Annotated in this window: 10 protein-coding genes and 1 tRNA gene; 9 read left to right on the top strand and 2 right to left on the bottom strand. The window is 59.1% G+C overall.

Annotated features, from left to right (window positions below):
• The first annotated feature begins 68 nt into the window (after positions 1-68).
• The 3 genes from BN3266_RS12655 (at position 69) to BN3266_RS12645 (ending at position 6696) form a co-directional block, all read left to right on the top strand.
• Positions 69-4436 (top strand): immunoglobulin-like domain-containing protein, encoded by a 4368-nt coding sequence (locus tag BN3266_RS12655; RefSeq protein ID WP_082671841.1) that lies wholly within the window; start codon positions 69-71, stop codon positions 4434-4436.
• 254 nt (positions 4437-4690) lie between these two features.
• Complete coding sequence (locus BN3266_RS12650) at positions 4691-5251, top strand: hypothetical protein (RefSeq protein ID WP_154669089.1); 561 nt, start codon at positions 4691-4693, stop codon at positions 5249-5251.
• Positions 5252-5301: 50 nt separating this feature from the next.
• Complete coding sequence (locus tag BN3266_RS12645; RefSeq protein WP_059005480.1) at positions 5302-6696, top strand: Ltp family lipoprotein; 1395 nt, start codon at positions 5302-5304, stop codon at positions 6694-6696.
• Positions 6697-7062: 366 nt separating this feature from the next.
• On the opposite strand, the gene BN3266_RS14005 is transcribed toward BN3266_RS12645, so the two are convergent.
• Both BN3266_RS14005 and BN3266_RS12640 read right to left on the bottom strand, forming a co-directional pair.
• Positions 7063-8361 (bottom strand): hypothetical protein, encoded by a 1299-nt coding sequence (locus BN3266_RS14005; RefSeq protein ID WP_154669088.1) that lies wholly within the window; start codon positions 8359-8361, stop codon positions 7063-7065.
• A 137-nt stretch (positions 8362-8498) separates the two neighbouring features.
• Positions 8499-8575 (bottom strand) — tRNA-Pro (locus BN3266_RS12640).
• Between the two features lie 340 nt (positions 8576-8915).
• Between BN3266_RS12640 and potA the strand changes: the two genes are divergently transcribed.
• The 6 genes from potA to BN3266_RS12610 all read left to right on the top strand — a co-directional run bounded on the left by potA (position 8916) and on the right by BN3266_RS12610 (position 14776).
• Complete coding sequence (gene potA, locus BN3266_RS12635; RefSeq protein WP_059005479.1) at positions 8916-9965, top strand: spermidine/putrescine ABC transporter ATP-binding protein; 1050 nt, start codon at positions 8916-8918, stop codon at positions 9963-9965.
• A complete protein-coding gene (locus BN3266_RS12630) occupies positions 9962-10774 on the top strand; it encodes an ABC transporter permease (protein ID WP_059005476.1) in 813 nt (270 codons plus the stop codon). The genes potA and BN3266_RS12630 overlap by 4 nt, the downstream gene beginning before the upstream one ends.
• A 14-nt stretch (positions 10775-10788) precedes the next feature.
• The gene (locus BN3266_RS12625) at positions 10789-11577 is read left to right on the top strand and encodes an ABC transporter permease (protein WP_044992208.1); all 789 of its coding nucleotides are present in this window, start codon (positions 10789-10791) and stop codon (positions 11575-11577) included.
• On the top strand, positions 11574-12821 hold the full coding sequence (locus tag BN3266_RS12620; RefSeq protein ID WP_075109758.1) for an ABC transporter substrate-binding protein: 1248 nt from the start codon (positions 11574-11576) through the stop codon (positions 12819-12821). Before BN3266_RS12625 ends, BN3266_RS12620 begins: the two co-directional genes overlap by 4 nt.
• Positions 12822-13021: 200 nt before the next feature.
• Complete coding sequence (locus tag BN3266_RS12615; RefSeq protein WP_059005474.1) at positions 13022-13858, top strand: endonuclease/exonuclease/phosphatase family protein; 837 nt, start codon at positions 13022-13024, stop codon at positions 13856-13858.
• A gap of 144 nt (positions 13859-14002) precedes the next feature.
• Positions 14003-14776 carry a hypothetical protein gene (locus BN3266_RS12610; protein ID WP_059005471.1) on the top strand — a complete coding sequence of 258 codons (774 nt, stop codon included), beginning with the start codon at positions 14003-14005 and terminating at the stop codon, positions 14774-14776.
• Positions 14777-14820: the final 44 nt, after the last annotated feature.

Here is a 14820-nt window from a genome sequence, read left to right as displayed (position 1 = left end):
GGGGCCCGCCGAGTTTCGGCGGGCCCTTTCCTTTTTCCCCCGAAGGGAACAAAAAAAGGAGAGAGACAATGACAAAACGACTGACAAGCTTGGTCCTGGCGCTCTGTCTGGCGCTGGGCGCCCTACTGACCCCGGCCTACGCCGCGGCCGGCGCCCCTCGGGGCGGCGCCGGGATCAGCACCACCCTGCGGGTCGAGGGGTACGGCTTTACGGCGGTTGAGCCGACGGCCGTCACCCTGCCCGACACCTACAAGTCCCTGCCCGAATACGGCCTCACGGCCTGGGCGGGTAAGGACCCCGGTTTTTACACCCCCCTGCACCTGCTGGCGCAGTACTGCGTGGACAACGGCCTGGACCCGGCGGACGTTATCGACGCCACTCCCGGCTTTTTGCAGGACTTTTTGGACACCAACGCCGACGCCCCGACCGATGTCTATTTCATGTACATGGTCAACGACGCCTATCCCGCAAAGGACGGCACCGGCTACCTCATCGACGGCTGCCCCCTGGCAAATGGCGACGAGGTCACCCTATACGACCTCTGGTACAGTGCATACGCCGGCAGCCTCTACACCTATTTTGCCGGTGACAGCCTGACGGCCAACACCGGCGAGCCCGTCTCGGTCACCCTCATGGGCGCCGCGGGGATGAACGCCGCAGCGGCGTCGCCGGTCAAGGGGGCCACCATCCTCGCCTCTAAAGAAGGCGGGGCAGAGGCCGAGGTGGGCACCACCGACGAAAACGGCGTCGCCTCCCTCACCTTTGACGAGGCGGGCCGGTACACCCTCTCCGCTGTCCGCAAGAGCAGTTGGTACGACAGCAAGGGGAATCCGGCCATCGACATCAGCCGCCCCTATGCCGAGCTGACGGTCACCGAGGTGACCTACACCGACGCCGAGGCGGTGGCCAAGGCCAAAGGCGAGCTGGATCTGGGCGACCTCTCGGCGGTGAAGGGCGATTTGGCCCTGCCCACCGCCGGCAGCGCCGGGACCAGCATCGCCTGGCAGAGCGACAATCAAGCGGTCCTCGGCGACAACGGCAAGCTCACCCGCCCCACCGACGGGACGGATGTGACCCTCACCCTCACCGCCACCATCTCCCGCGGCAACGCGAGCGCCACCAAGGTCTTTTCGGTCACCGTCAAGGCCGTCACCGCCGACGAGGTGCGCGCCGAGATCCAGGCCGCGGTGGACGGGGTGAGCCTCCACCAAGTGACCGGCCTCTATGTGAGCGAATACTCCTACGCCAGCGGCACCAGCATCGAGAAGGTCTGGCAGGACAAGATGGACCGCACCGACATTTCAGTCGAGGTGGTCTCCAGCGGCAACGCCAACATCTCTGCTGCCGCGGGCGCCGAAAACGGCAGAATTGCCTATACGGATGAGAAGGTGCAGGGAGAGGTCGTCTTCCGCTTCTCCAAGGCGAGCGTCCCCGGCGTCTCTTACGACAAGACCGTTTTGGTCACCGTGGCAGTGCATGTTAAGACCACCCAGGAGCAGATCGACGGCGCCGCCGCCCTCTTTGGCGGGGCGGACGGATTTGCCCTCATCGGCCTGGACAATGCCGGCGCCGACCACGTGGTGGGCCCGCTGAAACTGCAAAAGACCCTCTCCTCCTACGGGGTGAGCGGGTACAGCGACATCGCGCTGAAGTGGGCGAGTGACAACACCGCTGTTATCGATCCGCCCTCCTACGGCTCCAGCTCGGTGAAGGTCAACCGGCCCGCCTACGGCGAGCCCGACGCCACCGTCAAGCTGACCCTCACCATCGACAAGGACAGTTACACCTCTGGCTCGGTCACCAAGCGGACGGTGGAGATTCCCCTCATGGTCCCCGCCGTCACCCAGCAGGAGCAGGACGCCGCCCAGACGGCCGTCGATGCGGCGCTGGCGGGGGTCACCCTCGACGGCTTTACCGAGATGAGCAGCCTGGGGCTGACCGAAATCGACCCCCAGGCGCTGGAATTCGACATCCAGCTCAAGGATGTCAGCGACCTGATCAAGGCGGGGATGATCGCCGACACCCCCGAGAACAGGGCCATGAGTTACCAGTGGTCCACCGACAGCGCGGCGGCGGATGGGACCAACTACCTCACCGCCAGCTATCTGCGCTGCAATGTCTACCGCAGCGTCGGCGCGCCCGACACCCAGACCAACCTCAAATTGACCCTCACCTACCAGGGGGTCAGCGCCACCAAGACCTTCCCGGTCACCATCAAGGGGATCACCCAGGCCGAGGTGGACGCCGCCAACGCCGAGATGAAGGCCTGCGAGGCCGCCCTCTTTGACGGCATCAAGGGCGCAAACGAGAGCCCTGACTTCATCACCCACAACCTGGGGTGGGACCGGGCAAACGGTCATGTCTCCTTCTACCGGATGCACAGGGAGGGCGACGCCTTTGTCTACACCCTGAAAAACAGTTCCTGCCCCGGCAACGTGGGGGTGGAGCTGGGCAGCTGGAGCGCCTCTCCCTACGGCTACATCGGCACCACCACCGGCGGTTACGGCGGCTCCAACCTCTTTGAGCTGCTCAAGCGGCCCGACTTTGGCGAGCCCGACGCGCAGGTCACCCTCTCCACCCCTCTGAAGAGCCTGCGCTATGAGAAGGTGAAGAACGCCGACGGCACAGCGGCCGTCCCCGGCATCACCGCCCAGGTCGCGCTGACCATCCCCGCCTTTACCAACGAGGTCGCCGCCCTCTCGGTCGAGGGGCTCGACATCGCGTTGCAGCCGGGGGAGAGCAGCTACACCATCCCGGTGGACGAGGCCAAGGACGAGGTGACCCTCACCCTGAATGTCAAGGACCCCGCCGCCGTCGTCACCGTAAACGGCAAAGAGGTGGGGGCGCAGGCGGTCTCCCTGGCCGCCGAGGCCAAGGGAAACCCGGTGCGTGTCACCATCCCCCTGACGGGGAAGGAGACCCCGGTCGTCCTCGCCGTCACCGTGCAGGGGCAGACCAACACCCTCAATCTGGTCCTCAAACGCACCCCGGTGCCCGGCCCGGTTCAGCCCGCTCTCCCCTCCGCCTGGCCGATGCACCAGGGGGATGTCGGCAACAACGCCGTCCTCCCCTCCCTCAAGCCCGCCGGCAGCAGCTCGCTGCTCTGGCAGCAGACCTGCACCGCAGTCGACCCCCTCTGGGGCGGCGGCTATGCCGGTTCCCCCATCCTGGTGGACGGCAAGTTGGCCCTGGTGCGGGACAACCAGGTGCAGCTGCTAAACGCCTCCACCGGCGAGGTGGAAAAGGCGGCAGCCCTGGCGGCCCCGAACGGCTACTACGCCTATCTCGCCTACGGCGAGGGCAAACTCTTTGTCCCCCTGGGGGACGGGCGGGTACAGGTCTTTAGCGCCTCTACCCTCGAATCCCTCTTTTTGACCGAGGGCGTCAGCGGGATGCAGGCGCTCTCCACCATCACCTACCGCGACGGCGTCTTCTACACCGGCTTTACCAACGGCTCTTCCGGCAGCCGGTTGAAGGGGTACTTTGCCGCCTTTTCGGCGGCGGATACCGACGGCCGCCGCAGCGATGAGGAGGTGGCCCCCCTCTGGACCTACGGCGTGGACGGCCCCGGCTACTACGGGGCGGGAGCCACCATGGTGGGCGACTTCATCGCCTTTGCCGGGGACGACGGCGTGCTGGTCTCGGCCGACGCCAAGACCGGTGCCGTCAAGGGGACCCTCGACCTGGGCGGCGGGGTGCGCAGCGCCATTGTCCAATCGGGCGGGGCCCTCTACTGTGCCACCAAAGACGGCCAGCTCTGCCGCGTCACCCTGAGTGAGGGCGGCGTCCCCACCCTCTCGGCCAAGGCCGCCCTCCCAGCCGGCACCAATGCCAGCCCGGCGGTGGCGGAGGGCAAGGTGTTTGTGGCCGGCGGGACCTTCGCCGACGGCTACCTGGCGGTGTTTGACAGCGCCACCCTGGCCCCCATCACCCAACTGGCCCTGGCGGCCGCAGGCAACACCCCCACCCTCACCGTTGACGGGGAAGAGGTGAGCGCCTGGTTCACCCAAAACGCCAACCCGGGCGCCCTCTACCGGGCGACCCTCAAAGATGGGCAGCTGACCCTCGCCACCGTCTACACCCCCCAGGAGGGGAGCCAGAACTACTGCCTCTCCAATGTGGTCATCGACGGGGCCAGCGGCGTCGCCTACTACGGCAACGACTCGGGCGCCCTCTTTGCCATTAAGGCCTTGGTTGCCGCCGGCACAGAGGAGCCCGACCCCATCCCCAAGCCCGATCCCACGCCTACCCCCGCCCCTGCCCCCGATCCCGCGCCCACCCCCGGCGGGGGAGAGCCGGACGGCGGCAGTCCCACCACCGGCGAGAAGGGGGATGGGATGGTCCTCCTCCTGGCGGCCCTGGCTGCCGGCCTGGGAGGTCTCACCCTTCTTCCCCGCCGCAATCGCAGAACAGACAGCTCCCCCTCCTCCCGGTGACGGGAAAGGGATGACGGCCCCAATGTAAAAGTAAGGGACGCCGTGTCGTTTGCGGCTGTCTGCGCCCCCAAATAGAGAACAGGGCCCGCATCATGTGCGGGTCCTGTTTTTTTAAAAGGGGAGGGCGAAAATGGGGGCTTTGGGCCGCCGAGCAATCTGCACAACCTGTATGTCGAATTTTCTCCTTTTTTGTCGTTTAGGATGTGTTATAATGGGCAAAACGGGCCATCGACGGCCCGCAAGGAGGAGTTTGTATGAAAAGGTGTTTGGCAGTCGTCATGGCGCTGTGTCTGGCCCTGCAGCTGACTGGGTGCGGCAAAGGGAAGCCCCAGAAGGGCGGGGAGAGCGCGTCGAAGGTGGCGATGAAGACGGTGTCCCTGCAGGGCATCACCTACCAGGTCCCTGAGGAGTGGGTCCAGCAGGCGGGGGAGACGGGCTACTGGCACTACCCCTCTTCCGACAAGACGGCGGGGCTGCTCAACGTCAACTATATGGAGGCGGACCTCTCGGTCGCCACCAGCGAAAATGCCCTCAAATTGGGGTACGAGCTGGCCTTTCAGGGGGTCCAGGGCAGCGCGGACAATTTTCGACTGGACAAAAAGGAGTATGTAGATCTGGCGGGCAAATTGGCCATGAAAGTCACCTACACCCAGACCATTGGCGGGCGGGGGCCCTACACCACCGTGGTCTACCTGTTGGCCGATGTGGACAGCGACATCATGTACTTTCTGATTTTCATCATGAACGACGAGCTGGCCAAGACCATGAATCCAGCCATCGCCCCCATTGTCAACAGCGTGCAGTTTCACAAGTGAGAAACCGGGCAGCCAGATGGGCCCACAGATGAGTGTTTGGAGGCGTTGATATGAAGAGAGCGGTTGGGGCCATCCTCGCGCTGGCCCTGTGTCTGCAGCTGACGGGCTGCAAAACGATCCCCAAGAGGGAAGAGGAGAAAAAAGAGAGCTCCTCCCCACAGATGGAGAGTGTGCAGCTGGAGAAGCTTTCCTATAAAGTGCCCGCCGACTGGCGGAGGGTGAAGGACGACACGAGGTGCTACCACTACCCCACCCAGGAGAATAAGGCGGGCTATTTCTTCCTCTTTTACTCCGACCGAGATGTCTCCTCTGCCGCCGACACCGAGGCACTCTATGGGGTGTATGACGCGGTCTTGGAGGGGATGGAAAAGGGAGCGGTCGACTTTCACCTGAACAAAAAAGAGCGGGTCAAGCTGGCGGGGGTGGAGGCGCTGAAGGTCAATTACACCGAGCGGGTTGACCCCTACGGGGTCTACACCATAGAGGCGTATATCTTCGCCGGCCCGGACAAAGAGGCCATGTATTTTGCCATCTTCACCATGGGCGACGCCCTCAAAGAGGAGATGAGCGCCCAGATCACCCCCATCACCGACAGCTTTCGTTTCAGCAGCCAAGGGATCAGCTGGGGGGAGGTATCCGGTGGCGGGGAAAGCGGCGGATCGTCAAAGCCCTCTTCCAGCGCTGCGGCAGGCGGCGGTACGGCCAGCAGTTCTCAGGGGACTGCCGGCAATCAGGGTGGGGGCAGCCATGCAGGCGCGAGCAGTTCTGGCCAAAGCGGCTCGACCCAGAGCGGTGCGGGGCAGAGCAGCTCAAAACCCAGCAACAGCGCTCAGAGCAGCGCTTCTCAGAGCGGTGGCACCTTGATGGGCGGGGCCACGGCGGAACAGAAAAAGGCCCTCAGCAGGGCCAAGTCCTATCTGGGCTCCGCAGCCTTCTCCCACCAGGGGCTGGTCAAGCAGTTGGAGTACGAGAAATTTTCCCACGAGGACGCGGTCTACGGCGCGGACCACTGCGGGGCGGACTGGAATGCGCAGGCGCTGAAAAAAGCCAAGTCCTACCTAAATACAGCGGCTTTTTCCAAACCGGGGTTGACCCATCAGCTGCAGTACGAGGGATTCACCGACGAGCAGACGGCCTACGGGGTGAACAACTGTGGGGCGGATTGGAACGCGCAGGCGCTGAAGAAGGCCAAATCCTATCTAAATACGGCGGCCTTTTCCCAATCGGGGTTGACCCATCAGCTCAAATACGAGGGGTTCACCGACGAGCAGACGGCTTATGGGGTGAACAACTGTGGGGCAAACTGGAATGAACAGGCGGTCAAAAAGGCCAAGTCCTACCTAACGATTTTCTCCTATTCCCGGCAGGAGCTGATCAACCAGCTCAAATATGAAGGATTCACCGCGGAACAGGCAGCTTACGGAGCAGATGGCGCTGGGCTGTAAACAGATAAAAGAGAGCTCACCGGCAGGTGAGTTCTCTTTTTTGTCAAAGATATTTGGGCAGCAGAGGGAACGAAGGTTTACTAATGACCAAGGCGACGGAAATCTTTGGGGTTGCGACTGCGTAGGTGTAGCGAAAGACAGTGGTCGAAATCAAAGGTTAAAATGCTAGATATTGAACAGGACGGAGTACATTATCTAGTATTAAGAAATGGTATATTTGTATTGTGTTATGCAAACTGATAAAAACTACCCAACAAAAAGCTGAGACGTAGAGTCGATAGAGATTGCATGTTCCTTGCTTACACTGTGTTCTCACTAAAAAGAAATTGAAGGACGAGAAAAAAACATTCTTGTGAAATATCAATTTTAAATGCAATCGTCGTTAAAGCCTTCAAGAATAATTTGATTCTTTTCGATAGCAATTGATTCCACAGCCAGTCGTTCCCAAGGCCAATCCATTGAGTGGTGCTTTCGATAAAATAGGAGTTGATGATCTACAATATATACACAGTTCGTGGATTCATCATATCCAACAACCAAACGACGTCGACCTTCATCCACCTGTAGTTCTTCAAGCTTTCCTAGAATGGTTCTTAAATTTTGTTTGGAAATTCGTTCTTGCCAAATATGAGTTATGTCAAATATCTCATCGACAGAAAAACCAGATAGAAGCTTTTGGTCTGATGCTTCAACAATCGCCTTCATAGTGTACGCATAAATTCCAGTGGCATCTTTTCGCCGGCGGATACCGGCAGATACTATTTTGGCAAACTCTTGGTAAAGACCATCCAATTGGTTTGCATAATTTAGCGTTGTGCGATGATATAAGTCCATACTATTAATCTCTTGAAGTTTTTGACATCGATCTTCTATTCCCATCCCCTCAACTAAATCCAAGAGAAGTTTCTGCAAGATTCCAACATTATTTACTGAATCCTGAATTAAAGATTTTTTGATTTCTTTGGATATTGAAATGTTTAAACAGTCAGATCCCTTATTGATCACTTTTTCCAGGTCTTCATTTGACCAGCTTATACTGACTTCTTCAATCCTACCGGATAAATCGGGGTTTAAGAAGGTGATCAAATTTGTTTGTGTCCAGACACCTACTACTACAACATAACACTCTAAGTCCCAAAGGGTTTTTAAATCAAATGCCAGTTTTCTTCTTTCATCAAAGGAAAGATAATGAAAATCTTCAATCACCAGCTTTTTCCCAGACTCTTTTATCAATTCTGCGATGAATCTTAAGTTGCTTAAATCGCATCTCAGATCCTTTATCGACTTTTTGCTAGAGTACTCAACAGTAAAACCCAGTTCGGCTGCAACCTTGGCAATAATTTTTAGTCCAGCTTCACCAGTGGCATTTAGGTTTCCATTGATCCTAGTTGATTGTGTCTGTTCTATCTCTAAACATACACCTAAATTCGCCAGTGCCTCAATGTAAATATCTTGGACCGTTTTATTCAGTCTGCATTGAACGGTGTTATTCTCTGGTATGGTGTGCTGACGGAGCCAAGACTTTCCACACTTAGAAGCTCCCCTTAAGGCAATATGGGTATCGTGTTTTAGAAGTCGCTGAATAACAGCATCTAGGTTATTTCGATCGACATAGGAAGCCGGCTTAACACGAGTAGAAATACCAAATACTTCTGTAGTATGCATCTTTATCACTCCTATTTTACAATATTAACATAAAAATAGGTGCTCGTCGATATAAAATAGCTCTTTGAGTTCAAATCCTATCTATTTTGAGTCGGAAAAATAAAAAAGACCGCCGATTTTTGTCGGCGGTCTTTTTTTGGTCCGAGTGACAGGAGTCGAACCTGCGGCCTCTTGAACCCCATTCAAGCGCGCTACCAAACTGCGCTACACCCGGAACTGCCCTACTAATATAGCATATTCAATTTTGAATTGCAAGGGGGTTTTTTCAAAAAAACCGTCTGTTTTTGCTTGCCCTCTCAAAAAGGGGATGACCATGCTGTTTTCCGCTCAAAAATGTATTTTACAAGAGCAGAGGGCTGAATTTGTTGACAAAGTGTTACAAAGCACGTATAGTGTAGGGGTATCTCATTCATGCAGGCACATGTGCATGGCAGCGTATGCCCACAGAAACCGGGGCAATCCGGTAAAAACCTTTTGCGGGGTGGAGTCAAAAGCTGTCGCGCGCAAGCCGGGAGGCGGCCTGCAAAAAACCGCAAAGGGGATGTGATAAAGAGATGAAAAACAATATAATTGAAATCAAAAACCTTGTCGTCGACTACGACGACGAACGCGTCATCGACGGGATGGACCTGGATATCGGCGACAAGGAGTTTGTGACATTGCTAGGGCCATCCGGCTGCGGCAAAACCACCACCCTCCGCGTCATCGGCGGGTTTGTGGAGCCGACAGCAGGAGAGGTCCTTTTTGATGGCAAAGACATCAAGGCCCTGCCGCCCCACAAGCGGCAGGTGAACACCGTCTTTCAGCGCTATGCCCTCTTTGCCCATCTCAATGTCTTTGAGAATGTGGCGTTCGGGCTGCGCATCCAAAAGCTGCCGGAGCAGGAGATCGCCAGCCGGGTGCAGGAGATGCTGGCCCTGGTCAACCTCTCGGGCTACGAGAAGCGCAGCATCGACCAGCTGTCGGGCGGACAGCAGCAACGGGTGGCGATTGCCCGCGCCCTGGTGCTGCGCCCCCGCGTCCTCTTATTGGACGAGCCCCTGGGCGCCCTGGACCTGAAACTGCGCAAGGGGATGCAGGTGGAACTCAAGCGGATCCAGAAGAGTTTGGAGATCACCTTTGTCTACGTGACCCACGACCAGGAAGAGGCCCTCACCATGAGCGACACGGTGGTGGTGATGAACGACGGGGTCATTCAGCAGATCGGCTCTCCCGAAGATATCTACAACGAGCCCATCAACGCCTTTGTGGCCAACTTCATCGGCGAGTCGAACATCTTGCCGGGCATCATGCGGCGGGACTTCCTGGTGGAGTTTGGCGGCGCGGAGTTTGTCTGCGTGGACAAGGGCTTTGATAAGGACGAGCAGGTGGACGTGGTGGTCCGCCCGGAGGACGTGAAGATCGTCCCCCAGATTTCCGGCCAGATCACCGGGGTGGTGGAATCCATCATCTTTAAGGGGGTACACTTCGAGATCGGCATCGACTCCATGGGCTACCACTGGAAGGTCCACTCCACCCAGAGCGAGCAGGTGGGCGCCGTGGTGGGGATGACCCTCACCCCCGACGACATCCACATCATGCGGAAGATGGAGGGGGAGAAATGAAGTCAAAGCTGCCCTCCCTCCCGTATCTGATTTGGATGGCGGTCTTCATCGTCGTCCCGGTGGGGCTGGTGCTCTACTTTGCCTTCACCACGCAAGACGGGGCCTTCACCATTGAAAACATCTCCCAGGTAGGCCAGTACACCGGGGTGCTGCTGCGCTCCATCTGGCTGGCGGCGGTGGCCACGGTCATCTGCCTGCTGATCGCATACCCCCTGGCCTTCTTCCTCTCCCGCACCCGGGCCTCGGTCCAGCGGACCTTCATCATGCTGGTGATGCTCCCCATGTGGATGAACTTCCTGCTGCGCACCTACGCCTGGATGACCCTGCTGGAAAACGGCGGCCTCATCAACAAATTTCTGGGCTTTTTCGGCCTGGGCCCGGTACAGATGATCAACACCTCCGGCGCGGTGGTGCTGGGGATGGTCTACAACTACCTTCCCTTTATGATCCTGCCGCTGCACTCCATCATGGTCAAGATCGAGAACACCACCCTGGAGGCGGCCCAGGACCTGGGCGCCAACTGGTTTCAGAGCTTTCGCCGGGTGGTCTTCCCCCTGAGCCTGCCCGGGGTGATGACCGGCGTCACCATGGTGTTCGTGCCGGCCATCTCCACCTTTATCATCTCCCGGATGCTGGGGGGCGGCGGCAACAGCCTTATCGGTGACATCATCGAGCTGCAGTTCATCGGCGCCAGCTACAACCCCCACATGGGCTCCGCCATCTCGCTGGTGCTGATGGTGATCGTGCTGCTGTGCATGAGCCTCTTTAACCAGTTCGACAGTTCTGGAAAGGAGGGCATCTACTCGTGAACAACAAAAAGAAAATGTCCTTTGGCGCCAAGTTCTACATGGTGCTGGTCTATGCCTTTCTCTACCTGCCCATCTTGGTGCTCATCGTCTACTCCTTCAACGAGTCCAAGAGCCGGGCGGTCTTCTCCGGTTTCACCTTTGACTGGTACGCCAAGCTCTTTCACAACGAGGCCATCATGTCCGCCCTCCTAAACTCCCTGGTGGTGGCGGTCATCGCCTCGGTGGCGGCCACCGCCATCGGCACCCTGGCGGCCGTGGGCATCAACGCCATGGGTCGCAAGATGCGCAGTTTGGTGATGAACTTCACCTATCTGCCGGTCATCAACCCGGAGATCGTCATCGGCGTCTCGCTGATGCTGCTGTTTGTCTTTCTGCGCTTTCAGTTTGGGCTCACCACCCTCATCATCGCCCACATCACCTTCGATGTGCCCTATGTGATCCTCAACGTCATGCCCAAGCTGCGCCAGATGGACGCCCACCAGGTGGAGGCGGCCCGCGACCTGGGCTGCAACCCGGTGCAGGCCTTCTTCAAGGTGGTCATCCCCGAGATCATGCCGGGGATCATGTCCGGCTTTTTGATGGCCCTGACCTACTCCTTCGACGACTTCATCATCAGCCACTTTGTGGCCGGTCCCACCGCCCAGACCCTGCCCCTGGCCATCTACTCCATGACCCGCAAAAAGGTCAGCCCCGAAATCAACGCCCTCTCGGCGGTGATGTTCGCGGTCATCCTCTCCCTGCTGGTGATCTACAACCTGATTTCCGCCCGGCGGGAGCGCAACAAAGGGAGGGCGGGAAGATGAAAAAAAACCATCTTTTCAAGCGGGTGTTCTCCCTGTTGCTCTGCCTGGCGCTCCTCCTCTGCGCCGCCTGCCCAGTTCTGGCCGAGGAGGACGGCTACGAGTTCGACACCACCGGGGTGGACTACCAGAAGTTCCGGGGGCAAAACGTCTCCATCAACGTCTACAACTGGGGCCTCTACATCGCCGAGGGCGAGGACGACTCCATGAACGTCTGCAAGGAGTTTGAAAAGCTCACCGGCATCAAGGTCAACTACACCAACTTCGCCACCAACGAGGAGATGTACGCCAAACTCAAGAGCGGCGCCTCCAAGTACGACGTGATCTTCCCCTCCGACTACATGGTGGGCAAGCTCATCGAGGAGGGGATGTTGGCCGAACTAAATTTCAAGAACATCCCCAACTACGATCGCTATGTGGACGACAACTTCAAGAATTTAGAATACGACCCCGAGGGGAAGTACTCGGTGGCCTACACCTGGGGGACGGTGGGCATCCTCTATAACGCCGCCATGGTGGAAAAAGAGGTGGACAGCTGGGACATCCTCTGGGACATGGACTACGCCGGCCAAATCTTGATGTTCAACAACTCCCGCGACGCTTTCGGCATCGCCCTGAAAAAGCTGGGCTACTCGATGAACACCACCGACAAGGACCAGCTCAAAGAGGCGGCCGACCTGCTCAAGGAGCAAAAGCCCCTGGTGCAGGCCTACGTCATGGACGAGATTTTTGACAAGCTGGGCGCAGGCGAGGCGGCCATCGCCCCCTACTACGCGGGGGACTACGCCCTCATCAAGGCGGACAATCCGGACATCGCCTTTGCCTTTCCCAAAGAGGGGACCAACCGCTTTGTGGACGCGGCCTGCGTGCCCAAAGACTGCAACAACCAAGAGGCGGCGGAGCTCTTCATCAACTTCCTCAACGACCCCGCCGTGGCCTACGAGAACTTCGAGACCATCGGCTATTCCTCCCCCAACACCGGGGCGGTGGAGCTGATGGACGAGGAGGAGAAGGCCGACCCGGTCCTCTACCCCGGGGACGAGGTGCTGGAGCGCGCCGAGACCTTCCTCAACCTGGACGACGAGACCAACGAGTACATGCAGCAGCTCTGGATCGAGGTGCTCAGCGACGACCAGAACGTCAACCGCTGGATCATCCCCGTCTTTGTGGCGGGGGCCATCGCCGCCTCCCTCTTCATCAATGTGCGGCGGAGCATCAAAAACCGCCGCAAGCGGTATGAAAAATAGCATTTTTCCACAGGGGAGGGTGGCCGTCGGCCGCTCTCCCTTTTTTGCCCTCTTCGGGGATGGAGGGAGGAAGCGGTCGGGGCGGTAAAAAAGGTTACAGCGCCCTTTCAAAATGCTGAAAATTCCTCCCAACCCCCTGGGGACAGGTTCCCTTTTGCGACGATTGTGGTATACTGAAAGGGTAAGTTGGAGGGATAGCTGTGAGTGAGCAGGTGCTGAAAGTCATCACCTTTAACCTCAAGCGGGACAGCCGGTTTGCCCGCAAAAAAATATGGGAAAACCGCCGGGAGCTGGCGGCCGGGGTCATTCGCGACTCGGGGGCCAGCGTGGTGGGGGTGCAGGAACTGATGCCGGTGATGCGCCAGGACATCGCCTCCCTGCTGGAGGGGTACAGCCTCTTTGGCTGGGGCCGCAAGCGCAATTTGGGGGACGAGCACTCGGACATCATCGTCAAGAACGAGGATGTGGACGTCCTCTTTCACGACACCTTCTGGCTCTCCAAGAGCCCGGCCAAGATCGGCAGCCGCTACGCCTTTGCCATCTTTCCCCGCATCTGTACGGTGGTGGAGGTCTATTTGAAGAAGGTGCGCCAGCGCATCCGGGTCTTCAACACCCACTTTGACCACCTGCTGCCGGTGGCCCGCAACCTGGAGGTCAAGGTCATCTTCGACCGCATTGCCGAGTACCAGCGGATCGACCCCTTGCCCACCATCCTGATGGGGGACCTGAACGCCGGGCCCCGATCGGGTTCGGTGCGGCGGATCCGGGAGCGGTCGCTAAAAAACGGCCCCCACTTTCAGGACGTCTTCACCGCCCTGCAAAACGGGGGACAGGGGGTCAACACCTTTCACTATTTCAAGGGAAAGGACAACACCACCCGGCGGCTGGACTACATCTTCGTCACCGAGGAGTTCGAGGTGCTGGACGTGCAGCTGGACAAGCGCAGTGAGGACGGGTTCTACCCGTCGGACCACTACCCGGTCATCTGCACCCTGCGGCTGCGCACCCAGGACGCCAAGTCCCAGGCCGCCGACTGACAAAAAACACAAATTGCCCGGGCGGGCGGCGCACCTCGCGCCGCCCGCCCTCTCTGTCTGGGGCAGACCTTGTCCGGGCCGGGCGGATGTGCTATACTTTTCACTACATTGCGGCCGCAGACGCGGCATGGGGAGGGGTCTGTTTTGACACAGGAGATCAAGCGGCAGGCAAAGGAGCTCTGCCGGGGCCAGAAGGGGCTCTATCTGGTGGCGCTGGTCTACTCCTTCCTGGTGACGGCGGGGGGCACAGTGGGCTATTTCCTCCCCCAGGGGGAGGCGTTGACCCTGGGGCTGACCCTGATCTCACCGGCGGTCAAATGGCTGCTCTTCCCCCTCTCGCTGGGGTTTGTGCGCGCCCTCTGGCGGGTGCGGGAGGAGGAGCGGGCCCGCATGGCCGACCTCTTTTGGTTTTACACGGCCCCCGGCCGCCTCTGGCGGGCGCTGGTCCTGGGCCTCTGCACCGATGTGCTGATGAGCTTTTTCTCCACCCTGCTGAGCCGGGCCGACGGGCTGATGGCCGTTCGGGGCACCGGGGGGCTGGGCACCGGGCTGGTGCTGACGATCTTCTCCCTGCTGGCGGTCATCTTTTCCCTCTTTGTCCTCCTGGCCAAGTACTGTCAGGCCCTGTCGCCCCGGCGCAACCCCCTGCAGTCGGTGGTGGCCTCCTGCAAGGCCATGCGGCACAACGCCGTTCAGGTGATCGTCCTCATCCTCTCCTTTATCCTCTGGGTCGTGCCGCCGGAACTGGCGGGGATGGCGGCGGAGGGCTACGGCCTGTGGGCGGCCATTGGGGTGCGGTTGGCCTGCTCGCTCTACCTGGCCTATGTCAACAGCTACATGGGGATGGCCCAGCTGATCCTGGCCGACTTTATCCTCAAGCGGCGGGATCCGGACTACCGCCCCGCGCTGGAGGATTGATTTAAAATAGAAAAGCCACCCCCGGTTGAGGGGCAGGCGGCGGG

The organism is Bittarella massiliensis (ex Durand et al. 2017) (assembly GCF_001486165.1).
GTDB lineage: Bacteria > Bacillota > Clostridia > Oscillospirales > Ruminococcaceae > Bittarella > Bittarella massiliensis.
The sequence above is the reverse complement of the archived record's forward strand: the minus strand, read 5'-3'. Positions and strand labels throughout refer to the sequence as shown.

Coding starts and splice junctions, on each gene's coding strand:
- potA (WP_059005479.1), top strand. CDS start 8,916: ATGAAAAACAATATAATTGAAATCAAAAACCTTGTCGTCGACTACGAC.
- BN3266_RS12625 (WP_044992208.1), top strand. CDS start 10,789: ATGTCCTTTGGCGCCAAGTTCTACATGGTGCTGGTCTATGCCTTTCTC.
- BN3266_RS14005 (WP_154669088.1), bottom strand. CDS start 8,361: ATGCATACTACAGAAGTATTTGGTATTTCTACTCGTGTTAAGCCGGCT.
- BN3266_RS12650 (WP_154669089.1), top strand. CDS start 4,691: ATGAAAAGGTGTTTGGCAGTCGTCATGGCGCTGTGTCTGGCCCTGCAG.
- BN3266_RS12655 (WP_082671841.1), top strand. CDS start 69: ATGACAAAACGACTGACAAGCTTGGTCCTGGCGCTCTGTCTGGCGCTG.
- BN3266_RS12630 (WP_059005476.1), top strand. CDS start 9,962: ATGAAGTCAAAGCTGCCCTCCCTCCCGTATCTGATTTGGATGGCGGTC.
- BN3266_RS12620 (WP_075109758.1), top strand. CDS start 11,574: ATGAAAAAAAACCATCTTTTCAAGCGGGTGTTCTCCCTGTTGCTCTGC.
- BN3266_RS12645 (WP_059005480.1), top strand. CDS start 5,302: ATGAAGAGAGCGGTTGGGGCCATCCTCGCGCTGGCCCTGTGTCTGCAG.